This window comes from Methylobacterium sp. J-048, assembly GCF_022829515.1.
Classification (GTDB): Bacteria; Pseudomonadota; Alphaproteobacteria; order Rhizobiales; family Beijerinckiaceae; genus Methylobacterium.
The window spans coordinates 1-25,916 of sequence record NZ_JAKSYL010000198.1 but is presented as its reverse complement, the minus strand read 5'-3'; the positions used below and the strand labels follow the sequence as shown (position 1 = coordinate 25,916).

Below are 25,916 nucleotides of genomic sequence, written 5' to 3'. Positions count from 1 at the left end.
CTTCCTTGGTGCAGGGCCGGAGATAAGCGTTTCGGCCTTGCGCGCCAGACCGCCGGGTCGCTGCGCCGCGGCGGCTCAGCCGGCGGGCCAGTTGTCCCGAATCCAGCGGGTGAGGCCGGATTCATCGATCTCGCCCGCGGCGAGACCGCGTATCATCACGACGGCCTCGGCTTCGTCGGCGACGAAATCGATATCGTTCAGCCCCAGGAACGTGATGAGGGCCAGAAGGGCAGCCCGCTTGTTGCCGTCGATAAACGGATGGTTCTTGGCGATACCGAAGGCGTAAGCCGCCGCGAGTTCGGCGAGATCGATCTCCGCGCCATCCTCGGCATAGGCGATCCGATTGACCGGCCGCCCAAGCGCCGATTCGAGAGCGCCTTCGTCGCGTAGACCGGGCGGCCCGCCGAACTGCTTCAACTGCAGGGCGTGGATCGCTTTCACGAGGTCGCTCGTGAGCCAGACGATCTCGCGATCGGTGCTCATTTCGCAAGTTCCGCCAAAGCATTGCGATAGGTCTTCATCGCCTTCTCGGCGACTTTCATGCCCTTCTCGAACGCCGGGTCGTAGGGCGACAGCCGCACGGAGCCGTCGGCATTCTCGGTCACGTAGAGCCAGTCGCCCTGCGCCAGATTCAGCTTGCCGAGGAAATCCTTGGGCAGGATCAGACCGGTCGAGTTCCCGACGCGCTTCACCTCAAGCTTCATGACGACCCCCGGGATGTTGTACGTTTTGTATAACATCCCGGGGGTCGCCTTGGAAGCGGGTTAGGCCCGTCCCTCCATCCCCTCCAACTCGACGATCATCCCTTCGATCATCCCGAGGCCGATCTGCCAGAAGCCCGGATCCTTCGCGTCGAGCCCGAACGGCGCCAGCAATTCGCCGTAGGGCTTCGAGCCGCCGGCGGCGAGCAGCGCGAAGTAGCGCTCCACAAAGCCCGACTCGGCCTGGGCGTAGACCCCGTAGAGCGAGTTCACGAGGCAATCGCCGAACGCGTAGGCGTAGACGTAGAACGGCGAATGGATGAAGTGCGGAATGTAGGCCCAGAACGGTTCGTAGCCCGCATCCAGGGTGATCGCCGGCCCGAGGGATTCGGTCTGCACCGACATCCAGAGCGCGTTGATCTGGTCGCTGGTCAGTTCGCCCTTGGCCCGGGCGAGGTGGACCTTCCGCTCGAACGTGTAGAACGCGATCTGGCGCACCACCGTATTGATCATGTCCTCGACCTTGGCGGCGAGCATGGCCCGCCGCTGGGTCGTGTCGGTGGTCGCCGCGAGCAGCTTGCGGAAGGTCAGCATCTCGCCGAAGACGCTGGCGGTCTCGGCCAGAGTCAGGGGCGTCGGCGCCATCAGAGCCCCGTTCGGGCCGGCCAGCACTTGGTGGACGCCGTGACCCAATTCGTGGGCCAGCGTCATCACGTCCCGCGGCTTGCCCTGATAATTCACCAGCACGTAGGGGTGGACCGAGGGGACCGTCGGATGCGCGAAGGCGCCCGGCGCCTTGCCGGGCCGGGTCGGCGCGTCGATCCAGCGCTCGTCGAAGAACCGCTTCGCGATCCCGGCCATCTTCGGCGAGAAGGAATCGTAGGCCGACAGGACCGTGTCGCGGGCCTCCGTCCACGGGATGGTGCGCTGCTCGATCTTCGGAAGCGGTGCGTTCCGGTCCCAGTAAGGCAGCGCGTCCTGCCCGAACCACTTGGCCTTCAGCCTGTAATAGCGGTGCGACAGACGGGGATAGGCAGCCTGCACGGCGTCGACCAAAGCCGCCACGACCTCGGGCTCGACCCGGTTCGCCAGATGGCGCGCGTCGGCGACGTCCTTGAAGCCGCGCCAGCGGTCGGAAATTTCCTTGTCCTTGGCCAGGGTGTTGGTGATCAGCGTGAACACGCGGAGATTGCCGCGCAGAACCTCGCTGATCGCCCCGGCCGCCTCCTTGCGGACAGAGCCGTCCGGGTCCTGGAGCTTGTTCAGGGTCGGTTCGAGCGGCATCTGCTCGCCCTGGACCGTGAAGCGCAGGCCCGCGATCGTCTCGTTGAACAGCCGGTCCCAGGCTGCGTTCGCGGTGACCGACTTCTCAAGGAACAGCTTCTCGGTGCGGTCGTCGAGCTGGTGCGGCTTCTCGCGCCGCAAATCCTCGATCCACGGTGCGTAATGCGCGAGCGGCCCCTTGGACATCGCGGCGTCCATCGCCGCATCGTCCACACGGTTCAATTCCAGGGCGAAGAACAGCAGGTCGGCCGAAGCGTCGGTCAGGCGCTCGCGGGTGTCGCCGTAGAACTTGGCCCGCGCCTCGTCGGTGGTATCCCCGGAATAGACCAGGCCGGCAAACGACATCAGCCGGCCCAGGAGTTCCTCGATCCCTTCGTAAGCCCGGACCGCCTCTGCGAGGCGCTCGGATGCGTCCCCGGCTACCGCCAGTTCGGCGATACGACCCGCATACGTTTCCGAGAAGACGCGACACTCCTCTGTGGCCCGGGTCATGTCGGCGGAGAATTCCGGCGCGTCGATCCCGGCATAGAGGTCGGACAGGTCCCATTCCGGAAGATGGCCGAGGTCGACGGCCTTGGCGGCGGCGCGTGCGGCGCTCAGGCCCTCCGGCAGACGGACGTTCACCGGCGAAGCGGTGGTGCTCGGCATCATGTCTCGCAATCCTGGTGAGGGGGCTCAGACCCGTACCTTGATATCGAGCGCGCGGCCATGCGTTCAACACGGACGGATCCGCCATCGCGTTCACGCCTCTGCGCGAACGTCGTTAAGCGCGACTTTACATCTATCCGGCACCCTCCGGTTCGAAACGAAACACTCGCCGACTCAGGCGGTGAGGCGCGGGCCTGTCCCGTGCCGAATCCCGCTTGACGCGCCGCGCAGGGAGCCGCCATGTCCACCACCGTACTCATCGTGGACGACGATCCGGTCCAGCGTCGCCTCGCCGAGGCGGCAGTGCGCCGGTTCGGCTTCAACGCCCGGGTCGTGGAGACGGGGGCCGACGCGCTGACCGTGCTCAAGACAGAGGGCGCGGACGTGGTGCTCCTCGATCTGGTGATGCCGGGGCTCGACGGGCTCGGCGTCCTCGCCGAGATGCGCAGCAGCGGCCTCGACACGCCGGTGATCGTCCAGACATCGAACGGCTCGATCGACGCCGTGGTCAACGCCATGCGGGCGGGCGCCGTCGACTTCGTGGTCAAGCCCGCCGGCGCCGAGCGGCTTCAGGTCTCGATCAAGAACGCATTGCGAGTCGATGTGCTGGAAGAGGAGGTGCGCCGGATGCGTCGCCGCGCCTCCGGGGCACTGACCTTCAAGGACCTGACATCCAAGAGCCCCGACATGGAGCGGGTGATCCGCCTCGCGGAGCGGGCGGCCAAATCCAACATCCCGGTTCTGATCGAGGGCGAGTCCGGCGTCGGCAAGGAGGTGCTGGCCCGGGCGATCCAAGGGTCGGGCGACCGCCGAGGCAAGGCGTTCGTGACGGTCAATTGCGGGGCGATCCCCGAAAACCTCGTGGAATCGACCCTGTTCGGCCACGAGAAGGGGGCGTTCACGGGTGCCACCGAAAAGCACGCCGGCAAGTTCGTCGAAGCCTCGGGCGGTACCCTGTTCCTCGACGAAATCGGCGAGTTGCCCCTCGACGCCCAGGTGAAGCTGCTCCGCGCCCTCCAGGAAGGCGAGGTCGATCCGGTCGGCGGCAAGCGCTCGGTGCGGGTCGATATCCGCCTCGTCTCGGCCACGAACCGTTCGCTGCTCGACTTGGTCAAGCAGGGCAAATTCCGCGAGGACCTGTATTATCGGCTGAACGTCTTTCCCATGACGCTGCCGCCCCTGCGCGCCCGCCGGGAGGACATTCCCGATCTGGTGCGCTCCTTCTGCGCCCGGTTTTCCGCGGAGGAAGGCAAGCGGATCCGGGCGATCACCCCGGAAGCGATGGCGCTGCTCACCCGCTATCCCTGGCCCGGAAACGTTCGCCAATTGGAGAACGCACTGTTCCGCGCGGTGGTGCTCGCCGATTGCGACGAGCTGACGGTGGCCGAATTCCCGCAGATCGCCGCCCAGGTCGAAGGGTTCGACGTCCGGATCCCGGCCGCGCCCGCCCAGCCGCAGATGCCGGCCTATGCCCCCGAGCCGGTGCGCGAGATCGTCCGGGTCGAGGTCCGCGATCCGCACGCCATGTCGCTGGTCACCGAGGAGACCGGCGAGATGAAGACCATGGAGGTGCTGGAGGCGGAGATCATCCGCTTCGCGCTGCAATTCTATCGCCAGCGCATGTCGGAGGTATCCCGCCGCCTCGGAATTGGCCGATCCACCCTCTACCGCAAACTGAAGGATCTCGGTCTGGAAGGCGACGAGAAAGCCGAGGACGCCGCCTGAGGGTTGCAGGGTGTGCTAGCGCACCGTGCGGCTCCGAAAGCGGACGCCCGACTAATAACTCCGCAGTTCCATGAATGCGGTTGGCCTGAGCAATCAAACAGGCGTCATCTGCCATTCTGTTCAGATATCATGGCGCGATGATTAAACACTACAAGACGAAGACTGCAGTTGCTCAACGCCACGCTTGAGCGGATAATCACAATCTGAGCGTGCGGCCCTGCCGCCGCGTCCCGGGAGATCACGATGCGCGTCCCGCGCTCCAGCCTCGTCGCGCTGGCCGCCCTACTGACCGGAACGCTGGCCTCGGCCGGCGCGCTCGGCGCCCAGACGGCCGCGCTCGATCCGGCGACCCTCGGCACGCCCGCGAGCCCGCCCGAGCCGGCGCCGGCCACGCAGCCGGCCACGCCGTCGGCGCCGGGCGGGTCCGACCCGGTCTCGACCGCCCTGCCCGACTACAAGCCCGAGGCGCCGAAGCCCGAACCGACCCCGGCTCCCGTCGCCGCGACGCCGGTCGCCCCCACCGATCCGCTGGGCGGGGCCGTCTTGGCGCGGTTCGGCGAGCCCGCGCCGTTGCTCCTGCGTCTCACCAGCAAGGATCGCGACGGGATCCGCGCGTTCTACGAAGCCCGCGCCTACAAACCGCTCTGGATCGCCGACGGTGCCTGGACGGAGACCGCCAAGTCGGTCTCGGCCCGCTTGGCCGCCGCCAGCGAGGATGGGCTCGATGCCCGGGCCTACGCGATTCCGAACCTCGCCGGGAAACCCGACGAGAAGGCCGTCGCCGATGCCGATCTCCGCTTCTCCGCGGCGGCTTTGCTCTATGCCCGGGACGCACGCGGCGGCCGGGTGAACCTGGCGTCGATCTCACGGCTCATCACGCCGCAGCTCGACCTGCCCGACGCCAGCGCGGTGCTGACCAAGCTCTCCGACGCGGGCGCCAAGGCCGGCGACGCGCTCCAGGGCTACAACCCGTCCTCCCCTGGCTATCAGGCCCTCAAGACCCGTCTGGCCACGCTCCGCGGCCCGGCACCCACCGCCGTGAAGCCGCTGCGCCTGCCCCCGGGTCCCGCCCTACGGGTCGGCATGCGCGATGCCCGCGTGCCGCTGCTGCGCACGCATTTCGGCCTGGAGACACGCCCGGCCGGCACCCTCGACCGTGCGCCCGGTGAGCCGGAGGAGTACGATGCCACGGTTTCGGACGCCGTGGCGAAGTTCCAGCGCGGCCGTGGGTTGCCTGGAAACGGCGTGCTCAACATCCAGACCGTTCTGGCGTTCGCCGATGCCGGCCGCCCCGCACGGGCCAGCGGCAGCGAGGCCGAGCTCATCGTCAACATGGAGCGCTGGCGCTGGCTGCCGGGCGACCTCGGCTCGGACTACATCCTGGTCAACATCCCGGAATACCGCCTGCGCGCCTATCGCGGCGGCAGCCTGCGCGACGAGGCCCGAGTCATCGTCGGCAAGCCGGAATCGCGCACGCCGCTGTTCTCTGGGCTGATGGAATACGCGGTGGTCAACCCGTCCTGGTACGTGCCGCCCTCGATCCTGAAGACCATGGCGCCGAAGCTCGCGGGCTACGGCGGCAAGACCTGGGGCGGCTACGAGGTGGTGCGCCACGGCGGGCACGTCTCGCTGCGCCAGCCGCCGGGCGAGCGCAACGCGCTGGGCTTCATCAAGTTCATGTTCCCGAACCAGCACGCCGTCTATCTGCACGATACGCCGAACCGCTCGCTGTTCTCGGCAGCCAAGCGCGATTTCAGCCATGGCTGCGTCCGCGTCGATGATCCGTTCCGCCTGGCCGATGCCGTGCTTCCCGACTGGTCCGAGGCACGGCTGAAGAAGCTCATCGGCAAGGGCGAGCGCACGATCCGGCTTCCGGCCAAGCTGCCGGTGCATCTGGCTTATTTCACCGCCTACGTGGACGATGGCGGCACGTTCCGCACCCTGCCCGATCTCTACGGCTACGACGCGCCGATGCGCGCGGCCCTCGGCCTGCCCGGTGGTGGTGGTCCGGCGATCGCGCGGCTTCCGGACGAACCGGTGCGGCGCAAGATCGAAGGCGCGCCGGCGGCCCATGCGCAGGCCGCGCCGCGCCGGGAGGCCGCACGCCCGCGCCGCTACACCGAAGAACGCGAGCCCAGCGCACGCTACGACGATTACGATGTGCCCCGTCGGCACGTGCGCCGCGCTGCCCGGGCCGACAGCGCTCCGGAATATGGCGAGCCCGGCCTGTGGACGCCCGCTCCGGCTCCGGCGCCGCGTAGCTGGTGGTAGGCGTCGCGTCCTGAAGGCCGGGCAGGTCTTCGCGCCATCAACCCTGAAGTGTGCGGCCGCACAGCCGGGCACGATTTCGCCACGGTCCAGCCTTAGCCGTTCTCATCGCAGACTCGGCGCAGCGAAGCGATGTCGGCCATAACGGGCCGACCGCTTCGACCGGACATCCGCCGAATGCCCTTCGCGGGTTCGGGAGAGGATCAGGACCATCGTGCCGAGCCTTCGAAGACTTGCCCGACACCTCGGCCTCGCCCTGTGCGGCACAGCGCTCGGCCTGATCGCCGGCGCGGCGGAGACCGAGAACGCGGTCGCCAACGGCGATACCCGCTCGCTCACGATCTTCCACACACACACCAAGGAGAGCGCGACCATCACGTTCAAGCGCGATGGCCGCTACGACCGTGCAGCCCTCGAGCAGATGAATTGGCTGCTGCGCGATTGGCGGGTCAACGAGCCGATCAAGATGGATCCACGCCTGTTCGACACGGTCTGGGAGGCCTATCGGCAGGTCGGCGCGACGCAGCCGATCCACGTGGTCTCGGCCTATCGCTCGCCCGGCACCAACGCGATGCTGCGCCGCCGCTCCCGGATGGTCGCCGAGTTCAGCCAGCACATGCTCGGCAAGGCGATGGACTTCTACCTGCCCGAGGTCTCGATCGACCGGATCCGCGAGGTCGGGCTCCAGATGCAGCGCGGCGGCGTGGGCTGGTACCCGCATGCCGGTACGCCCTTCGTCCATCTCGATGTCGGCTCGGTGCGGATGTGGCCGCGCATGACGCACGACCAGCTCGCCCGGCTGTTCCCGGACGGCAAGACCGTCCACCTCGCGAGCGACAACCGCCCCTTCGCCCGCTACGACGAGGCGAAGGCCGAGATCCTGGCCCGCGGCGGCACCGTGGCCGGCCTCACCACCCAGATGGCGAGCGGCGAGGAGGAGGACGGGCCCGGCCTGTTCGGCTTCCTGGCGAGCCTGTTCGGCGGCGGATCCTCGGCACCCGAGCCGGAAGCGGCACCGCCGCCCGCTCCGGTGGCGAAGCGCAGCCGTCAGGCCCCGGTCATCGCGGTGGCCAGCGCCGATCCGCAGGACCCGGTCGGCACCCGCGCCGCCCTGGCCTACGCCGCGCCGACGGCGGACGACACGCTGCGCAACACGCTCGGGCGGCCCGACCCGGTAAAGGGTGCCGGGAGCCAGCCGGTGGACGCGCGCGCCCTGCTCACCGTCGAGAAGCCGGCGGCGGTCGCCGACGATGCCGTTGCCGCCGTCCTCGCACCCCTGCCGCCGCGCCGGCCCTCCGGGTTCACTGCCGTCGCAGCGGCCGCCATCACCATGCCGTTGCCGCCGCCGCGTCCGGTCCAGTTCGCCTCGCTCGACGGGGGCATGGCCAACCTGTCGGCGCCGACCGCCACGCGCGCTCTGGCAAAGGAGTCCGTGGTCGAGTCGGCACCGCGGCGCCCGCTGGTCGCCGCGGATGCCGATGCGAAGACGCAGTTGCGCGCCCTGTTCGAGGCGGCGTCGGCCGGTCCGGTCGCGGCACCCGCAAGCCGCAGCGCCCCGGTCCGGCTGGCCGCGACCCGCCTCCGCGATGCGGCCCCGGACGCAGTCGTCGTGGCAAAGCCCGGCCCGGTCTCGACCAAGTTCAGCGCGAAGAGCCCCGGCGACGAACTGACGGCCGCACGGTTCACCGGCTCGGCGACGCGCGGGGCACGTTGAGGCTCGAAGGGTCGGACGGGACCGGGTTCAGCGCAGCAACTTGGACAGGCTGATCGCGAGGGCCGAGACCAACGTCGCTGTGTAGCCGTCGTCCTGAGTATCGGCGATGCGCTCAGCCTCGCCGCCGCTGTTGGCTGCGACCGACATCATCAGCATCACGGCGGTCACGACCGCCCCGAGTCCGGCGACCGTCGCGAAATAAGCCCTCACGGCCAGGCGCGGAACGGGGGCCGCGGCTGCGGTGTCGAGGTACAGCGGAGAAGGGCTGCGGGGAATCATGGCTGGTGATTCTGGCGCCTGACGCTAGGCCCGGGACGGAGCGATGAGCATCACGCGCAATCCGCCGGATCGATCAATAAACGGCCGGTCTTGCGCCGGGTTCAACTGCCCTGAACGATTTTCAACAGTGATTCGTCTCGATTGGTTGACGGCCGGTATCGGGCACGGCGAACAGCCCCCGATACCGGCTGGAGACGATCGCCTCAGCCTTCCTTGCCCTGCACCTTGCCGAGCGCCGCCTGGGCCGCGGCGAGGCGTGCAATCGGCACCCGGTAGGGCGAGCACGACACGTAATCGAGCCCGACTTCCTGGCAGAAGCCGATCGAGGCCGGGTCGCCGCCATGCTCGCCGCAGATGCCGAGCTTGATGTCCGGACGGGTGGCCCGGCCGCGCTCGACGCCGATGCGCACCAACTCGCCCACGCCCTCCTGATCGATGGTGATGAACGGGTCGGCCGGCAGGATGCCCTTCTGGGTGTAGGGACCCAGGAAGGTCGCCGCGTCGTCGCGGGAGATGCCGAGGGCCGTCTGAGTCAGGTCGTTGGTGCCGAACGAGAAGAACTCGGCGGTCTGCGCGATCTCGCCGGCCTTGAGCGCCGCCCGCGGCAGCTCGATCATGGTGCCGACCTGATAATCCAGGGTGACGCCCTTCTCCTCGGACACGGCCTTGGCCATGGCGTCGATCCGGGCCTTCACGATGTCGAACTCGGTCCGGGTGAAGACCAGCGGCACCATCACCTCGGGGGTGACAGGGCTGCCGGTATCGGCGGCGGCCTGGACGGCGGCCTCGAAGATCGCCCGGGCCTGCATCTCCGCGATCTCCGGGAAGGCGATCGCCAGGCGGCAGCCGCGGAAGCCGAGCATCGGGTTGTGCTCTGAGAGTTCGCGCATCCGGTGCCGGATCTTGTCCTCGGACACACCGGTCGCCTTCACGACCTCGGCGACTTCCGCATCCGTGTGCGGCAGGAACTCGTGCAGCGGCGGATCGAGCAGGCGGATCGTGACCGGCAGCCCGGACATGATCGTGAACAGCTCTACGAAGTCCTGGCGCTGGTAGGGCAGTATCTTCGCGAGCGCCGCCCGGCGGCCCTCGGCATCGTCGGCCAGGATCATCTCGCGGACCGCAATGATGCGGTCACCCTCGAAGAACATGTGCTCGGTGCGGCAGAGGCCGATGCCCTCGGCGCCGAAATTCCGCGCCGTGCGGGCGTCGGTCGGCGTGTCGGCGTTGGCGCGCACCTTCATGCCGCGGAACTGGTCGGCCCATTCCATCAGGGTCGCGAAGTCGCCCGACAGCTCGGGCTCCAGCATCTTCACCTCGCCCTGGATCACCTGGCCCGTCGAGCCGTCGATGGTGATCCGGTCGCCGGCCTTCAGGGTGGCGTCGCCGACCTTCATGGTCTGCGCCTTGTAGTCGATCCGGATCGAGCCGACGCCGGAGACGCAGGGCTTGCCCATGCCGCGGGCGACCACCGCCGCGTGGCTGGTCATGCCGCCGCGGGTGGTCAGGATGCCCTCGGCGGCGTGCATGCCGTGGATGTCCTCGGGCGAGGTCTCGATGCGCACCAGGATGCACTTGCGCTCGGCCTTGCGCAGCGCCTCCGCGTCCTCGGAGTTGAACACGATCTCACCGGTGGCCGCGCCCGGGGAGGCCGGCAGGCCGGAGGCGATGACCTTGCGATCCGCCTTCGGGTCGATCGTCGGATGCAGGAGCTGGTCGAGGGCCGAGGGCTCGACCCGGCCGATCGCCTCCTCGCGGGAGATCAGCCCCTCGCCGGCCAGATCCACGGCGATGCGCAGGGCCGCCTTGGCGGTGCGCTTGCCGTTGCGGGTCTGGAGCATCCAGAGCTTACCCTTCTCGATGGTAAACTCCATGTCCTGCATGTCGCGGTAATGGGCTTCCAGGATCCCGTAGATCCGGGTCAGCTCCGCGTAGCTCTCGGGCAGAGCCTTCTCCATGGAAGGCTTGTCGCTTTCGGCCTCGATCCTGGCCTTCTCGGTGATGTTCTGCGGCGTGCGGATACCCGCCACCACGTCCTCGCCCTGGGCGTTGATCAGGAACTCGCCATAGAGTGCCTTCTCGCCGGTGGACGGGTTGCGGGTGAAGGCGACGCCGGTGGCCGAGGTGTCGCCCATGTTGCCGAACACCATGGCCTGGACGTTGACGGCCGTGCCCCAGCTCTCCGGGATGCTGTTCAGCTCGCGATACTTCTTCGCCCGCGGGATCATCCAGGAATTGAACACGGCGCTGATCGCGCCCCAGAGCTGGTCTTCCGCCCCCTGCGGGAAGTCGGAGCCGTGCTCGTCGCGGACGATCTTTTTGTAGGTCTGGATCAGGGTCTTCCAGTCCTCCGCACCGAGTTCGGTGTCGAGGTCGTAGCCCTTGCCCTCCTTGTAGTGCTCCAGCGCCTCCTCGAAGGCATGGTGCTCCACGCCCAGCACCACGTTCGAGTACATGGTGATGAAGCGGCGGTAGGAATCGTAGGCGAAGCGCTCGTCATCGGCCTCCTTGGCCAGCGCCAGCACGGTCTGGTCGTTGAGGCCGAGGTTCAGCACCGTGTCCATCATGCCCGGCATCGAGGCGCGGGCGCCCGAGCGTACCGAGACCAGGAGCGGGTTCGCCGCATCGCCGAACTTGCGGCCGGTCAGCGTGCCGATCTGGTTCAGCGCGGCCGCGACCTGGTCCTTCAGCTCCGGCGGGTAGGCCTTCCCGTTATCGTAGTAGGAAGTGCAGACTTCGGTGGTGATGGTGAAGCCCGGCGGGACCGGCAGGCCGAGGTTGCACATCTCGGCGAGGTTGGCGCCCTTGCCGCCGAGCAGGTCGCGCATCTGCGACTTGCCCTCCGCTTTGCCGTCGCCGAAGGCATAGACCCACTTCGCGCTGCCGGTCGCCATGTCGATCCCGTCCATATCTGGTGCCCGGCGCAGGCCGAGCTGATGGGCGCGGGTTGGACCATCCCGCAACGCAACGCAAGATGAACGCATTGCGGGCTTGTGCGCGCCGACCTGACGGCCGGGGCGGTCTGTCAGGAATCGAGCTTGCGCAGGGGTCTCAAGAGATGCCGCGCAGCAGCCCGAGACCGATCACGCCGACCACGATCAGGTAGATCGCGACGATATAGTTGAGGAGCCGCGGGACGATCAGGATCAGGATCCCGGCCAGGATCGCGATGAGCGGCTGCAGGTTCGAGATGGTGACGGTCACAGGCGCCTCCAGGGCCGAGCTCGGCCGTTGACGGTCGACGCCCATAGCGTATCGCGGTTCCCTGTGGCTGGCGCGTGACGAAGCGCCGGATGGCTCCGGCGCTTCGTCGGGTCGCCTCAGGGCTTCGACGGCTTGAGGGCCGGCGTATTCGTGCCCGGGATCGGATCCTTCGCTTCGCCGGTGGGTAGGCTCGCCTCGATGGTCGGGTGCGACAGCTCCGGATAGGGGCTGATCACGTTGGCGCCGTTCAGCGGCTTGTTGGCGCCGTTGTGGCAGGTGGCGCAGTTGATCTTCGGCACGTCACCCAGCGCTCCGAGGCGGTTACGCGGGAAGGTCCCGGTGAGCGGCTCCATGAAGTCCTGGTTCAGGTCGCGCACCATGCGGATGCCGTACCAGGCATGGACCCGGTTGGGCGTACTGGTGTCCCACTGCGCCACCGACCGGGTGTTGTGGCAGAAGGTGCAGTTCACCCCGAGCGATTGCGACATGCTGATCATGATCGCGAAGGTCTTCTCCGCGTCCTGGATCGGCTTGCCCTTCGTCTCGGGCAGGACCGTGGTGCCGTTGACCCGCACCGCGTCCTCGGACGTGTCCTTGTGCTGGTAGAACGCCTGGTAGACGTCGTAGGGCAGCGAGGTGTTGCCGACCTCCGCGGAGGCCAGGTTCTGGCTGTTGTTGCGCGGGATGAACCGTCCGGCGCCCTGGACGGGGCGGTCGAACCAGATGTTGGCCGGCACCGGGTTGCCCCGGTGGCAGGTGTAGCAGGTCACGCCCGCCTCGTGGACGTGCTTCTCCTTCCAGGACGAATTGATCGTCTGGGTCATCTGCAGCATCCGGCGGGCGACGCGCTTCTGGTACAGCTCGTCGGAGGCCATGTTCTCGGTGCTGTGGCAGTAGGTGCAGCCCTGTTGGGGCGCCACCCACTCGGTGATCGACACCATCAGCCGGTTGAACTGCTCGGCCGAGAGATCGCCCAGAACCTGGACGTTCTCGTAGACCGCGGACGCCTTGTCGCCGCCGGCATCGGCCGGGTCGGCGGGGGCCGGCGCGACGTTGGCCGCGGCGAGCGCCTCGTTCCCGGACCGGGTCCGGATCAGGTCCATGCCGGTGCCGCGGAAGCCGGTCTGCTTGACCGCCATGGGGGGATGGGTCCAGCCCGCGCCCCCAAACATCGCGATAGTGAGAAACAGGGCCAGCGCCCCGCCGACCACCGCCAGAATCGTCTTCATGACGGCCTCCTCACGGCTTCATGCCGGGTGCGAGATGGGCGGGGTCGACGATCGGGCCGTAGACCTGCGGATAAGACGGGGCGACGCCGTGCTTGACCGCCCAGAGGTACCAGTTGTCGACCACGGTGCCGGTGAGCAGGATGCCGATGCCGCCGGTCAGCGTCGTCAGAACCGCGAACCACCAGGCCCAGCGATGGATCGATTCCATCGTGGCGTTGAAGCCCATGGTCCAGCGCCAGAACAGGGCGGCGCGCTCGGTGGCGGTGCCGCGATCGACGATCTGGTCGATCTCTCGGTCGGCGCCGTAGCGGGAGCAGGCCAGGATGGTGCCCCCGTGCATCGCGAACAGCAGCGTCGATCCGTAGAGGAACGTGATCGAGAGCATGTGGAACGGGTTGTAGAACAGATTGCCGTAGCGGAGCGAGAACGCCGCGGTCCAATCGAGGTGGGGGAAGATCCCGAACGGCACCGCCTCCGACCACGAGCCCATCATCAGCGGCCGGATGAAGCCGAGGACCAGGTAGAGCCAGATCGCCGAGGCGAACGCCCACGGCACGTGAGTGCCGAGGCCCAGCGCCCGGGCCCGGCGGTAGAGATGGACCCACCAGAGCAGGATCGCCGCGGTCAGGAAGAAGCCGGCGATCAGCCACCAGCCGCCCTCGTTGAGCGGTGGCAGGACCTTCAGACCGTATTTCGGCAAGGGCGGTTCCAGGGCGAGCCAGGGCAATTGCCGGGCGAACTGCACCGGATCCCAGTTCACCGAGGCCCACATGTTGAGCCCGATGATCTCGAAGGCGATCAGGCCGCAGACCATCGACAGGGCGGCGACGTAGCCGATGTAGATCGGACCGACCTGGCTGTTTCCGATGAGCCCGAACAGGTAGCTGTTGAACGGCTTGCCGACCCGTTCGTCGGAACTCACCGGGATGCCGTTCTCCGGCTCCAGCGGGCGCACCTGAACCTGGGTGAAGATGTTCTGATAATAGGCCATCGCCCGCCCTCCCCCGGTCGGCCGCACGTGTCGTGCAGCGCCGGCTTGGATTATTGATCTTGGATCGTCCGTGTTGCGGCGGGCGAGCGGTTGCTCAGCGCCAGACCGGCAGGTTGAGCCACCAGCCCCACCATTGCGGCCAGCCCTGGGTCCAGAACGGCCCGCTGATCACGATGCAGACGGCGCTCCAGAAGCCCGCCGACAAGGCGAGGAACAGGCCGAGCCGGTGGATGCCCAGCGTGCCGATCGAGTAGCCGATCGTGTCGCGGAAGAACGTGTCCTCGTGCTCGGGGGTCTTCACGGTCTCGCCCTTCTTCGGGTTGGTCGCCGCGAGGATCAGGCCGCCGTGCATCGCCAGCGCCAGGGTGGTCGTGAAGAAGAATGTCACGGCCAGCATGTGCGCCGGATTGTAGTGGAAGTGTAGATATTGGTATCCGGTGTTCGACACCCAGTCGAGATGGCTGAGGATGCCGTACGGGAAGCCGTAGCCCCAGGCGCCCATCAGGAACGGCCGGAACACCACGAGGGTGAAATAGGCGAAGATCGCCATGCCGAAGGCGGCCGGCACGTGATAGCCGATACCGAGCTTCCGGCAGATCTCGACCTCGCGCATCATCCAGGAGAGGAACGAGCCCAGCGCGCAGAACGTGATGATCTGCCAGAGGCCACCCTCCTTGAGCGGCGCGAGCTTCAGCCCGTAACTGATGTCGGGCGGCGCGATGTTGATCTGCCAGACGTTCCAGGTCGGCCCGATCGCGGCGCCGTAGATCACCAGCGCGGTGCCGAGCACGGTGAAGAACAGCCCGGTCACGCCGAAGAATCCGACGAAGAACGGCCCGACCCAGAAGTCGAATAGGTCGCCCCCGAGCAGCGTCCCGCCGCGGATCCTGTACTTTCGCTCGAAGCTCAGCATCGCCATGGCGGACACTCCTCAGCCCGGCCGCAAATCTTTTCGGGTTTCGGGACCGCGGCCTTGGCTGCCGCGGTCCCGGCCGGCCTGGGTCAGGCAGGCATGCTGGGCAGGACGAGCGTGATGTTGCTCGCCGCCTTGTTCGCCTTCGGACCTTCCAGCCAGTTGAACCGGTCGGTCGAGAGCAGGATGAAGTGGATCAGCAGCGCCAGGATGAAGAGGAAGGTGAACAGAGCCACCAGCGTGCGCCGCGGATCGAACAGTAACCAGACCTTGTGCATCCGTTCCTCCTCAGCCGATCATCGTGACGAGGGCGCGGGCCGCATCGGTGACGCCTTCGAGAGAGGCGTAGCCCTGCGGTCCGGGAAGCCACGGGCGCCACAACCAGACGAGGATGTGGGCGACCACGGCAATCGCCGTGAAGATGAGGAAGCTCGTCAGGAAGATCGCGTGGAACTCCTTGGCTTCCGGTTCCGTCAGCCCGGACAGGCTGCTCGGTCTTTCTGTTGCAACGGGTCCACCGGCCATCGTTCAGACCTCCGTGTGTTGGCCGCGCTCCCGAGAGGAACGCGACGGGTGCTGCCGTGGCGCTCTTGGCGGCACGGCGTGACTTCCCCCGCGTCACCGGACGGAAGCATCTCGTTCAGGGCGTTCAGCCCATGAAGGCAAAGGGAATGGCCTGGACCGCCATGGCCCGGGCCTCGCCGAACACCGAGCGGCGCGCCGGCTGGAATCCGGGGCGGGACGCGTCCCGGGCCGGCTTGAAGCGTCCGAGGGCGGCGGCGGCGAGGAAGCACGGGTAGGTCGCGGCGAGGATCAGCCGGAACTGCAGAGCTTCGTGGTGCAGGCGCGCGGTCGGGACCATCGTACGCATCGTCAGGTCTCCTCTGGGGGGAACGGATAGGCGGCTCATGCGGGGATCCCCCCGGCAAGGTCGGCTCGGGCGCGCGCTACATGGGCTGGGGCCACGGCAGCGGATTCGGAGGTGCGGGCCGCGCGTTCGGCGGCGTCGCGCAGGCGCTTGGCGGCGGAGATGCGGGCCAGGACCGGCTGCGCCTCGACCAAATCGTCAAGGGCTGCACGCGCCGCCTCGTCCCAGGGTAGTTCGCGATGGTGGCGCGCCGGGGTGGCCTCGACCTTGTCCATGTCGCGGGCGAGCGGCAGGATGTGGAAGAGCGTGTCGAACAGCGCGTTGCAGACTTCCTGGACCAGGTAGGTCGCGCCGGCAAAACCCATGAACGGCGTGCCGGTGTGCCGCCGGATGATCGCGCCGGGGAACGAGGCCGGGATGTAGGTCGCCCGGGCCCCGCACTCGGCGAGGTACATCCGCTCGTTGAACGAGCCGAACAGCACCAGCGGCGGACGCTCGGTGACGGCCTTCCGGACCGCGTCGTTATCGGGCTTCTGCCCGGCGGACCGGCTGAAGGCGAAGTGGCAGGGCAGGCCCATCTCGTCTTCGAGGAAGTGCCGGACGCCGCGGGCGTAGGTCTCCGTCGCGACGATCCCGAAGCTGGCGGTCCCGAAGAAGTCCTGCGTGACCGAGCGCCAGAGATCCCAGACCGGCTTGATCGTGGTGTGGCGCTCGCGCTCGATGAACGGCTCCGGATCGAGTCCGAGGATCGCGCCCAGCGAGCGCAGGAACTTGGTGGTCGAGAGGATGCCGACCGGTGCTTGCAGGTAAGGCCGCTCCAGGTCCTCGCAGAGCAGGCGACCGAACTCGCGATAGAGGCAGACATTGGCGTCGGCGTTGACGAGCTTGGGGACGTCCGCCAGGTGCGAACCCAGCGGGAAGGTGAGGTTCACCTCGGCGCCGATCCCCTCCACCAGCCGCCGGATCTCGGCGAGATCGGAGGGCATGTTGAAGGTGCCGTAGGCCGGCCCGATGATGTTCACCCGCCGCTTCTCGCCGGGCTTCCTCTCGGGCCGGGCCGGGATGCCCTTCTTGGCGAATTTCTTGGCGCCGTATTCCTGCCAGAGCCAGCGCATGGCCCGGTCGGCGGCCTGCCACTGGTCCTCGTCGATGGTGCGCGGCAGAAAGCGCTGAAGGCCGGTGCCCTCGGGGGTCACGCCGCCGCCGATCATCTCGGCGATCGAGCCGGTGACCACCACGCTGGGCTGGCCCGGATCGAGGGTGGCTTGAGCGCGCTTCATCGCGCCCTCGGTGCCGTGGCGGCCGAGCTCTTCCTCGGCGAGGCCCGTGACGACGATCGGCAATTCGTGCGGCGGCAGCGCGTCGGTGTAGTGCAGCACCGAGGTCACCGGCAGGTTCTCGCAGCCGACCGGGCCGTCGATGACGACCTGCAAGCCCTTGATCGCCGTGAAGACGTAGACCGCGCCCCAGTAGCCCCCGGCCCTGTCGTGATCGAGGATCAGCATCACGCCATCTCCCCGATCGGCTTCTTCGGGCCTTCGATCTTCGGGCCCTGCCGCCGTTGCGGCGTGTCCTGCCAGACGCCGGCGGAGAAGCCGGTGCCGACGCCCTCGAAGAAGTCGCGCATGGCGTCGAAGCGGGGCTTGTTGGCCAGCGCCGCGTTGATCACCGTAGCGAGCGAACCGGCGCCGGCCGCGCCCATCAGCGGGCGCGCCGAGATCAGGTTGGTGAAGTAGAGGGCGGGCGTGCCGCGCTCCTTGGCCCGCTGCACCACCGGGGTCGTGCCGATGGCGAGATCGGGCTTCAGAGCGTCGAGGGCGAACAGGTCGTCTTCGAGCGAAGCCCGGTAGCGGACTTCGGTGCCGCGTGCCTCGAGCCAATCGCGGTCAGCCTCGGACCACGGCGTGCGCGGGCAGGCGGTGCCGACATACGGGACCTCGGCGCCGCTCTCGATGAGCAGGCGCGCCACCAGCAGCTCCGACCCCTCGTAACCCGAGAGCGTGATCCGGCCCTTGATCGGCGTGGCGGCGAGCGCGCCGCGGATGCCCGGAAGGATCTTGTTCTTGGCCGCCTCGACGGTGGCACGGCTGACGCCGCAGGCCTCGCCGATCCGGTCGAGCCAATCCGCGGTCCCATCGACACCCACCGGCGCGGATCCGACCACGGGGCGTCCCGCCGCCTCGAACTCGCGGATCGAGGCGGTGTAGAACGGGTGGATGGCGGCCACCGCGGCGCAGTCCAAAGCGGCGTAGAGTTCGCGCCATTCGCGGGTCGGCACGACCGGTCCGGCCGCGAGGCCCAGCGGCTCCAGCAGGGCGCCGATCACCACCGGGTCGGCCGGGAAGACCTCGCCGAGCAGCGCCACGCTCGGGCGCTCTGAGCGGCCGCCGCGCGGGGTCGCGACCGGCCCCTGCTCGGCCTCGGTGCGGGCGACCTTGAGCATGGCGCCGGCCAGCACGTCCTTGGCCTCGGCATGGGTCGGGACCCCGAAGCCCGGCACATCGATGCCGATCACCCGGACGCCGTCGATCTGCTTCGGCAACAGGCGCAGCGGCACGCCCGAAGCCGTCGGCACACAGAGGTTGATGACGACGACCGCGTCGTAATCCTCGGGCTTGGCCGTAGCGTGGACCGCGTCGCGGATGTCCTCGAACAGCTTGCCGGTGACAAGCGTCTCCGAGTTGAACGGCACGTAGCCGACGCTGCGCCGGGCGCCGTAGAAATGCGACGTGAAGGTCAGGCCGTAGACGCAGCAGGCCGAGCCCGACAGGATCGTGGCGGTGCGGCGCATCCGCAGGCCGACCCGGAGCGAGCCGAAGGCCGGGCACATGCTCTGCGGCTGGTCATGCGGCCCCTGCGGGTAATCGCTGCGGAGCTGCGCCAGGGTCTCCGACATCCCGGCCGCCTCGGCGGCTTCCCGCATCGCGTCCTTGCCGGAATGGCAGCCCAGCCCGTCGCCTTTCGTAGCGTCGAGGTTGATCGCCTCGGCCGGTGGGGCGGCAGGGCGGGGACGGGCCCGCAGATCGGAGATGTCGAGGGAGACGGCCATGCCTCAAACCTCGTCGTAGACGACTTCGAGGGACGGCTTGGTCACGTGCGCGACGCCGCACATGTCCTCATGGGTCGCCGGGACCAGGACCACGTCGCGGCCGGTCACGTCACTGGAGAACAGGCCGAGCAGCCCATCCTGCGTCAGCGGGGTCGGCCGGTGCGGGGCCGCGGTCGCGACGTTGGCGGCGAGGTCCGAGAACAGACTGCCCCAGCGGCTCTCCGGCCGGCCGATGATCTCGTAATTCGCGCTCTTGCGGCGGATGTCGTCGTCGGCCGGGATCGAGGCCAGGACCGGGATGCCGGCGGCGTCCGCGAAGGCCTGGGCCTCGCCGGTGCCGTCGTCCTTGTTGATCACTAGGCCGCCGACGCCGACATTGCCGCCGAGCTTGCGGAAATACTCCACCGCCGAGCAGACGTTGTTGGCGACGTAGAGCGATTGCAGGTCGTTCGAGCCGACGACGATGACCTTCTGGCACATGTCCCGGGCGATCGGCAGGCCGAAGCCGCCGCAGACCACGTCGCCCAGGAAGTCGAGGAGGACGAAGTCGAAACCCCAATCGTGGAAGCCGAGCTTCTCCAGCAGCTCGAAGCCGTGGATGATGCCGCGTCCGCCGCAGCCGCGCCCGACCTCGGGGCCGCCGAGCTCCATGGCGTAGACGCCGTCGCGCTTGAAGCAGACATCGCCGATCGCCACCGGCTCGCCGGCAAGCTTCTTCTTGGTCGAGGTCTCGATGATGGTCGGGCAGGCCTTGCCGCCGAACAGCAGCGAGGTGGTGTCGCTCTTCGGGTCGCAGCCGATCAGCAGCACCTTCTTGCCCTGCTGAGCCATCATGTAGCTGAGATTGGCCAGGGTGAACGACTTGCCGATGCCGCCCTTGCCGTAGATCGCGATGATCTGCGTCTCTTTCTTCACCGGGGCGGTCGGGACCGCATCCGGCTCGATCGCCGCTTCGGCGCGGAGCTGGGTGGCCTGATCGAGGGCGGCCTTGTTGAGCTGAACGTTCACGCGGCGTCCCTCCAATCGAGAATCATCTTCAGGCAGGCGGGATCGGCGAAGGCTTGGCGATAGGCGTCCTGGGCTTGCGCCGCCGGGGCGCGGTGGGTGATCAACCCGTCGAGGGAGAGCCGTCCGCCTTCGATCAGCGCCGTGACGGCAGCGAGATCCTCGGGCCGGAACTCGGCCGAGATCCGGATCCGGGCCTCCCGCATGAAGGCCGGCGGGAAGGCAAAGGACAGGGGGGCCTCGTAGAAGCCGGCGAGCACGATCTCGCCGCCGGGCGCCAGGCGGGCGATCAGGCCGTCGAGGCCGGAGGCGTCACCGCTGACATCGGTGATCACCGCATAGTCGCGCCGGGCATCGTCCTCCGGCGCCAGGACCTGGTAGCCCGGTGCGCCCTCCCGCCGGGCCGGGTCCATCTCCCAGACGGTCGGCTCGGCGCCGGCGGCCAGTGTCAGGCGCGCAAGAAGCCGCCCGAGCACGCCGTGCCCGACGATCAGCGGCGTCGCTCCGGGACGGAGGCCGCCGAGCGCCCTGTAGGCGGTGGCTGCCAGCGCAATCAGGCAGGCCGTGTCACCGAGAGCCGGGTTTACCGCCACAAGGCGCGCGGCCGGGGCGATGAGGTGCGAGGCGGCGCCGCCGAACAGGCCGCGGACGGTACCGAAGCAGCGGGCGCCCGGAACGAAGACGGTCTGGCCGACCCGGACCGGCGCATCGGCGGCGGCTTCGACCACCGTGCCGACCGACTCGTAGCCTGGGACCAGCGGGTAGCCCATCCCGGGGAACGGCGGCATGCGGCCCGACCAGAGGAGACGCTCGGTGCCGGTGCTGATCCCGCTCCAGGACACCGCCACGACCGCGTCGGCAGCTCCGGCAGGCGTCAGGACCAGGCGGCTGAGCGCCAAGTGCTCCGGACGTTCGAGGATGACGGCAAGAGCGTCCATGACTGGAATAATCCGCCCTGTGTTTTGCGACCCTCGCTTTGGCGGAACCGCTATGTGTCATCCTAGATAGACACAATGGCGCGTCAAGTCATTCTTACATTAACGCGCGTCTTTCTGCGCGACGATCAGACGTGTGAGGAGTGGACGGCGGGTCCGGTGCTCGCGCGTGGTCGCAAAACCCGCCTTGCGCAGCATGGCGTGCAGCTCCTCGGCGCGGCGCGGACGGCCTGAGCCCATGGCGAGGAGGTAGAAGCCGAAATACGCATCCCCGACCGGCTCGGCGCCTGGCGTGCCGGCCATCGGTTCGGCCAGGATCAGCGTTCCGCCGGGCGGCAGCGCCGCGTGCGCGGCCTTGAGCAAAGCCAGGGCCGGCCCGTCATCGTGATCGTGGACGATCCGGACCAGGGAGATCGTGTCGGCACCGGCCGGCAGGCCGTCGTGGAAGCTGCCGCCGCGGCAGGCGATGCGCTCGGCCAACCCATGTTGCGCGAGTCGGTCGGCGGCGCGGCCGGCCACCGCCGGAAGGTCGAACAGGGTCAATGGCAGGGCGTCATGCCGGGCCGCGACCGCCTGCAGGAACGCCCCCTCGCCGCCGCCGACATCCATCAGGTGCCGGCTCCGCGAGAGGTCGCAAGCATCGAGCACGTCGTCGGCGATCAGCGCCTGCGAAGACCCCATCAGCCCGCCATAGGGGGCCACCGAGTCCGCATCGGCGGTCTCGCCGGCGGCGTAGGGCCAGTAGCGCGCGAGCCGGGTCGGTCCGGTCTGGCCGCGCAGCAGCGCCACCGGGTCGGCGAGATCGGCGTAGAGCAGCGCGTGGTGCTCCACCATCGCGGCGATGCCGGGATTGCCCGTGAGCGCGGCGCCGAGATCGGCGAGGCCGAATTTCTCACCGGGGAGCGCCCGGATCAGCCGGAGAGAGACGGCGGCGCGCATCAGGCAGCGCGCGTTCTCGACCGGGAGATCGAGCCGGCGCGCCAGCCCATCGAGGTCCAGCGGACCCGCGGACAAAATCGTGAACACATCGAGGCGGATACAGGCCGTGAGCACCTGCGCGTAGACGAAGCCGGCGCACAGATCGAACAGCGCCCGCGTGTTCTTCCGGGCGATGCCCCGGGTCAGCGGGAAACCGGCCGCCCAGCGCTGGAAGCGCGGGCTCGCGACCAGGCGGTTCCGCCAGCCGAGCCAGCGGTCGCGGAGGGAAGCCGGTGCGGCCAAGGCCGCTCCCGGGCGCGGAACCGAGCCGGCAGTCAGGCCGCCACCGCGCGCAGGCTTGCAGGCAGGAACAGCCGCGCCTGCGCCTCGATCTCGGCGGTGAGCTGCGCCACGCCCGGGCAGGCCGGGATCGCCGCCACCGCCTCGCGGGTGAGCCGGGCCAGGCGATCCAGCGCGCCGTCGGTGCCGAGCAGGGCGGCGGCATTGGGGCGACCGAGGGTGGCGTCGCGGCCGGCGGGCTTGCCGATCTCCTCCTGGCGGCAGGCGACGTCGCGCAGGTCGTCGGCCACCTGATAGGCTTCGCCCAGGCACTCGCCGAGGCGACGCCAAGGTTCCGGATCGGACCCGGCGGCGGCCGCGCCCAGCACGGTGGCGGCGGCGAACAGGGCGCCGGTCTTGGCCTGCTGGTAGTCGCTCAAACTGATATGGACTTCGGATTCCCAGGCCTGCCCGGCCGCGATGCCGCTGGGCGAACCGGCGGCGCGACCGAGGAGGCCGACCAGGCGACCGAGCCGGACCGGATAGGGGCCAGCGGCCCGGGCCAGGGTCTCGAAGGCCAGAACGATCAGGGCATCGCCGGCGAGCACCGCGATCGGCTCGCCGAAGGCAACGTGCACCGTGGGTTTCTGGCGGCGGAGCGGCGCGTCGTCGAAGCAGGGCAGGTCGTCGTGGACCAGCGAGGCGCAATGCAGCAGCTCGATCGCGGCGGCGGCGGCTTCCGAGGACGCCGGGTCGTCGTCGCCGCAGGCGCGGGCCACCGACAGGCACAGGCGCGGCCGGATCCGGTGTCCACCGGGGAAGACAGCGTAACGCAGTGCTTCGGCTAGCAAGGGCGGCGCGCCCGGCGCCTCGGCATAAGCAACGGCGCGATCCAGCGCCTGTTCGATCCGCCGGCCCGACTCCATGACGCGCCTCCCGTGTTATGATCGGTTGTCAGCGACAAGTGTCATTTCTTATTGACACTTTCAAAGCGGCAGATCAATCCCGATCGGAGCGGTCGAGGCGGGGGTTCAACGTGGCGCAGGAACGCGTCGTCGTGATCGGAGCCGGGATCGGCGGTCTGGCCACCGCCTTACGGTTGGCTCACGCCGGGCTCGCGGTCACTGTGGTTGAACGGGCCGCGCAACCCGGCGGCAAGATGGCGAGCCGATCGGTCGGCGCAAAACGCGTCGAATCCGGTCCGACGGTGTTCACGATGCGCTGGGTCTTCGAAGAATTGTTCGCCGAATCCGGTGCTTGCTTCGAACACCACGCGCGGGCTGAGCCGGCCGGCCTCCTCGCCCGCCACGCCTGGACTCGCCACGAGCGGCTCGACCTGTCCGCCGATCTTGACACCTCCGCAGCGGCGATCGACGCCTTCGCCGGGCTGCGCGAGGCCGAGGGCTATCGCCGGTTCTGCGCCCGGTCGGCTGAAATCTACCGGACCCTGGAGGGGCCGTTCATCCGCGAGGGCCGGACCGGACCGGCCGGGCTGGCGCAGCGGGTCGGAATTTCCGGGCTCGGCGACCTGTGGCGGATCCAGCCCTTCTCCACCCTGTGGTCGGCTCTGGGCGGGTTCTTCCGCGATCCCCGGTTGTTGCAGCTGTTCGGGCGCTACGCCACCTATTGCGGCGCCTCGCCGTTCACCGCGCCGGCCACCCTGATGCTGGTCGCCCATGTCGAGCAGGTCGGGGTCTGGACCGTCGCGGGCGGCATGAGTGCCCTGGCCAAGGCGGTGGCGGATCTCGCGACCGAGCGCGGCGCGACGTTCCGCTACGGCGCCCATGTCGACCGGATCGTCACCGAAGGCGGCCGGGTTTCCGGCGTTCTGTTGGCCGACGGCGAGAGGATCCCGGCCGACCGGGTCGTCTGCAACGCCGATGCGACGGCGCTCGGCGCCGGGCTGTTCGGCCCGGAAGCGGCGCCGATGGGCGAGCGGCTGGCGCCGGCCGAGCGCTCGCTCTCGGCCGTGACCCTGTGCGCCGATGCGGTCCCCAGCGGCTTCCCGCTGGCCCACCACAACGTGTTCTTCTCCGGCGATTACCGGGCCGAGTTCGACACGATCCTGCGCCGGCGCCGCCTGCCCGACGACCCCACGGTCTACATCTGCGCCCAGGACCGGACCGAGGCAGGCCCGGAGCCCACCGGGCCGGAGCGCCTGCTGATGCTCGTCAACGCTCCGGCCGGCGGCCGGGAGCGCCCGCTGACGCCCTCGGAGATCGAGACATGCGCGACGAATCTGAGCCGCCGCCTGGAAGCCTGCGGTCTGACCCTGGCGATGGCCTCGCCCCCGGTGGTGACCGATCCGGCCGGGTTCGAGAGACACTTTCCGGGGAGCGCGGGGGCGCTCTACGGCCGGGCGCCGCAGGGCTGGGCCTCGACCTTCAAGCGGGCGGGCGCCCGGACGGCCCTGCCGGGCCTGTACCTGGCGGGGGGCTCGATCCATCCCGGCCCGGGCGTGCCGATGGCGGCGCAATCGGGCCGGCTGGCAGCGGCGGCGATCCTGCAGGACCTCGATTCGACGGCCCGGTCGCGCAAAACGGCTATGCGTGGTGGTACGTCGATGCGGTGAGCGACGACGGCCGCCACGGGCTGACGATCATCGCGTTCATCGGCAGCGTGTTCTCGCCCTACTATGGCTGGAGCGCCGACGGGAATCCGTTCGCTCATTGCGCCATGAACGTGGTGCTCTATGGCGACCGGAGCCGGTTCGCCATGACCGAGCGCGGCGCCAGGAGCCTGTCGCGCGGGCCGCACCACATCGCCATCGGCCCGAGCGCGATGGCGTGGGACGGCACGGCCCTGACGGTCCGGATCGACGAGCGCGGCGCGCCCCTGCCCCGCCGCCTGCGCGGCACGGTGCGGCTCGAGCCGCGGGGCTTCACCCCCGGCCCGTTCCACCTCGACCCGGGCGGGCGCCACCGCTGGTGGCCGATGGCGCCATCCTCCCGCGTCGAGGTCGATTTCGACCAGCCCGGCCTGCGCTGGACCGGCAGCGGCTATTTCGACACCAACGACGGCGACGAGCCGCTGGCCTCCGCCTTCACCCGCTGGACCTGGTGCCGGGCCGACCTGCCGGACGGCGCCGCGATCCTGTACGACGTGCGCCACCGCGACGGCGGCGGCCAGAACCTGTCGCTGCGCTTCGCCCACGACGGCAGCCGCCGCGCGATCCGCCCGCCGCTGGCCGCGCCCCTGCCGTCGACCGCGTTCTGGCGGATGCCCCGGGAGACCCGCAGCGACGACGGCCGTTCCCGGGTGCTCACCACCTTCGAGGACACTCCGTTCTATGCCCGCTCCCTGCTCGCCTCGACGCTCGCCGGCGAGCCGGTGCGGGCGGTGCACGAGAGCCTGTCGCTGGATCGATTCCGCAACCCGCTGGTGCAGCTGATGCTGCCGTTCCGGATGCCGCGGCCCTATGCGGGGTGATTCGGTTTTGGGTTTCAATGGCGTGGCGTAATTGGAGCGTTGTTTGGGCCTACTCTCAAGTCAGGAACACGTCATCCGCCTCGAACCTCCCACTTTCGAGGCTCGCTGCGCTGACACCTCAGGACGAGGGCTACCGGATTCGCACTTCTCTCCCGAACACCGAGGTTCTGAAAGAAAGGCGCTTTTTCCCTCCCCCTTGCGGGGAGGGGTCAGGGGTGGGGGTGGTCCAGAAGGTACCGTTGCTCTCGATCCTGCACCACCCCCACCTCCAACTCCTCCCCGCCAGGGGGAGGAGAGCGCGTCTCGGCCAGGGATGTGTGCATGTCGTAGCCTCTGCGGGGGAGGGGGGCCCCCGAAAGGGGGTCGGGAGAGGGGAGCGGCGGGGCAGGACAACGCGCCGGCCCGCACACGTGCGCGGCCCCTTCCGGACACCGGCTTCCCCCCTCCCGCCCCGGCCTGCCGGCCGGCCCCCCCTCC

Annotated in this window: 23 protein-coding genes; 5 read left to right on the top strand and 18 right to left on the bottom strand. The window is 69.0% G+C overall.

The window, feature by feature from the left end; all coding sequences use genetic code 11:
• Positions 1-75: 75 nt before the first annotated feature.
• The 3 genes from MKL09_RS20060 to MKL09_RS20050 are packed head-to-tail and all read right to left on the bottom strand — an operon-like array spanning position 76 to position 2,636.
• Positions 76-483 (bottom strand): type II toxin-antitoxin system death-on-curing family toxin, encoded by a 408-nt coding sequence (locus tag MKL09_RS20060; protein ID WP_244023041.1) that lies wholly within the window; start codon positions 481-483, stop codon positions 76-78.
• Positions 480-704, bottom strand: a complete 225-nt coding sequence (locus MKL09_RS20055) for an AbrB/MazE/SpoVT family DNA-binding domain-containing protein (RefSeq protein WP_243972704.1) — start codon at positions 702-704, stop codon at positions 480-482. Before MKL09_RS20055 ends, MKL09_RS20060 begins: the two co-directional genes overlap by 4 nt.
• 60 nt (positions 705-764) lie before the next feature.
• Positions 765-2,636: a M3 family oligoendopeptidase gene (locus tag MKL09_RS20050; protein ID WP_244023039.1), complete on the bottom strand. Its 1,872-nt coding sequence runs from the start codon at positions 2,634-2,636 to the stop codon at positions 765-767.
• A gap of 237 nt (positions 2,637-2,873) precedes the next feature.
• Between MKL09_RS20050 and MKL09_RS20045 the strand changes: the two genes are divergently transcribed.
• From MKL09_RS20045 to MKL09_RS20035, 3 genes are all read left to right on the top strand, one after another.
• Positions 2,874-4,358 (top strand): sigma-54-dependent transcriptional regulator, encoded by a 1,485-nt coding sequence (locus MKL09_RS20045; RefSeq protein WP_244023037.1) that lies wholly within the window; start codon positions 2,874-2,876, stop codon positions 4,356-4,358.
• A 243-nt stretch (positions 4,359-4,601) separates the two neighbouring features.
• On the top strand, positions 4,602-6,629 hold the full coding sequence (locus MKL09_RS20040; RefSeq protein WP_244023035.1) for a murein L,D-transpeptidase: 2,028 nt from the start codon (positions 4,602-4,604) through the stop codon (positions 6,627-6,629).
• A gap of 211 nt (positions 6,630-6,840) precedes the next feature.
• Entirely contained in the window at positions 6,841-8,340 is a 1,500-nt protein-coding gene (locus tag MKL09_RS20035) for a DUF882 domain-containing protein (RefSeq protein ID WP_244023033.1), read from the top strand.
• A 27-nt stretch (positions 8,341-8,367) separates the two neighbouring features.
• Here MKL09_RS20035 and MKL09_RS20030 read toward each other — a convergent pair whose 3' ends face one another.
• From MKL09_RS20030 to MKL09_RS19960, 15 genes are all read right to left on the bottom strand, one after another.
• A complete protein-coding gene (locus MKL09_RS20030) occupies positions 8,368-8,619 on the bottom strand; it encodes a hypothetical protein (RefSeq protein ID WP_244023031.1) in 252 nt (83 codons plus the stop codon).
• A gap of 203 nt (positions 8,620-8,822) precedes the next feature.
• Entirely contained in the window at positions 8,823-11,513 is a 2,691-nt protein-coding gene (gene ppdK, locus MKL09_RS20025) for a pyruvate, phosphate dikinase (RefSeq protein WP_244023029.1), read from the bottom strand.
• Positions 11,514-11,670: 157 nt separating this feature from the next.
• Entirely contained in the window at positions 11,671-11,823 is a 153-nt protein-coding gene (locus tag MKL09_RS20020; protein ID WP_244023027.1) for a DUF3096 domain-containing protein, read from the bottom strand.
• A 116-nt stretch (positions 11,824-11,939) separates the two neighbouring features.
• Positions 11,940-13,052: a photosynthetic reaction center cytochrome PufC gene (gene pufC / locus MKL09_RS20015; RefSeq protein ID WP_244023025.1), complete on the bottom strand. Its 1,113-nt coding sequence runs from the start codon at positions 13,050-13,052 to the stop codon at positions 11,940-11,942.
• A gap of 10 nt (positions 13,053-13,062) precedes the next feature.
• Positions 13,063-14,043 (bottom strand): photosynthetic reaction center subunit M, encoded by a 981-nt coding sequence (pufM, locus tag MKL09_RS20010; protein ID WP_244023023.1) that lies wholly within the window; start codon positions 14,041-14,043, stop codon positions 13,063-13,065.
• Between the two features lie 94 nt (positions 14,044-14,137).
• On the bottom strand, positions 14,138-14,962 hold the full coding sequence (pufL, locus tag MKL09_RS20005; RefSeq protein ID WP_244023021.1) for a photosynthetic reaction center subunit L: 825 nt from the start codon (positions 14,960-14,962) through the stop codon (positions 14,138-14,140).
• An 83-nt stretch (positions 14,963-15,045) separates the two neighbouring features.
• Positions 15,046-15,234, bottom strand: coding sequence for a light-harvesting antenna LH1, alpha subunit (gene pufA / locus MKL09_RS20000; RefSeq protein WP_058194393.1), 189 nt, complete (start codon positions 15,232-15,234; stop codon positions 15,046-15,048).
• A gap of 10 nt (positions 15,235-15,244) precedes the next feature.
• Positions 15,245-15,481: a light-harvesting antenna LH1, beta subunit gene (gene pufB, locus MKL09_RS19995; RefSeq protein WP_058194392.1), complete on the bottom strand. Its 237-nt coding sequence runs from the start codon at positions 15,479-15,481 to the stop codon at positions 15,245-15,247.
• A gap of 124 nt (positions 15,482-15,605) precedes the next feature.
• Positions 15,606-15,827 (bottom strand): hypothetical protein, encoded by a 222-nt coding sequence (locus MKL09_RS19990; protein WP_244023019.1) that lies wholly within the window; start codon positions 15,825-15,827, stop codon positions 15,606-15,608.
• Between the two features lie 35 nt (positions 15,828-15,862).
• Positions 15,863-17,329, bottom strand: a complete 1,467-nt coding sequence (gene bchZ, locus MKL09_RS19985) for a chlorophyllide a reductase subunit Z (RefSeq protein ID WP_244023018.1) — start codon at positions 17,327-17,329, stop codon at positions 15,863-15,865.
• Entirely contained in the window at positions 17,329-18,873 is a 1,545-nt protein-coding gene (gene bchY, locus MKL09_RS19980; protein WP_244023016.1) for a chlorophyllide a reductase subunit Y, read from the bottom strand. Before bchY ends, bchZ begins: the two co-directional genes overlap by 1 nt.
• Before the next feature lie 3 nt (positions 18,874-18,876).
• Positions 18,877-19,881, bottom strand: coding sequence for a chlorophyllide a reductase iron protein subunit X (locus tag MKL09_RS19975; protein ID WP_244023014.1), 1,005 nt, complete (start codon positions 19,879-19,881; stop codon positions 18,877-18,879).
• The gene (bchC, locus tag MKL09_RS19970; RefSeq protein WP_244023013.1) at positions 19,878-20,816 is read right to left on the bottom strand and encodes a chlorophyll synthesis pathway protein BchC; all 939 of its coding nucleotides are present in this window, start codon (positions 20,814-20,816) and stop codon (positions 19,878-19,880) included. Before bchC ends, MKL09_RS19975 begins: the two co-directional genes overlap by 4 nt.
• 99 nt (positions 20,817-20,915) lie before the next feature.
• Entirely contained in the window at positions 20,916-22,034 is a 1,119-nt protein-coding gene (locus MKL09_RS19965) for an acetylserotonin O-methyltransferase (RefSeq protein ID WP_244023011.1), read from the bottom strand.
• A 32-nt stretch (positions 22,035-22,066) separates the two neighbouring features.
• A complete protein-coding gene (locus MKL09_RS19960) occupies positions 22,067-22,936 on the bottom strand; it encodes a polyprenyl synthetase family protein (protein ID WP_244023010.1) in 870 nt (289 codons plus the stop codon).
• 110 nt (positions 22,937-23,046) lie between these two features.
• Between MKL09_RS19960 and crtD the strand changes: the two genes are divergently transcribed.
• Both crtD and MKL09_RS19950 read left to right on the top strand, forming a co-directional pair.
• Complete coding sequence (gene crtD, locus MKL09_RS19955; protein WP_244023008.1) at positions 23,047-24,582, top strand: 1-hydroxycarotenoid 3,4-desaturase CrtD; 1,536 nt, start codon at positions 23,047-23,049, stop codon at positions 24,580-24,582.
• Complete coding sequence (locus MKL09_RS19950) at positions 24,579-25,439, top strand: carotenoid 1,2-hydratase (protein WP_244023006.1); 861 nt, start codon at positions 24,579-24,581, stop codon at positions 25,437-25,439. The genes crtD and MKL09_RS19950 overlap by 4 nt, the downstream gene beginning before the upstream one ends.
• The last annotated feature ends 477 nt before the right edge of the window (positions 25,440-25,916 follow it).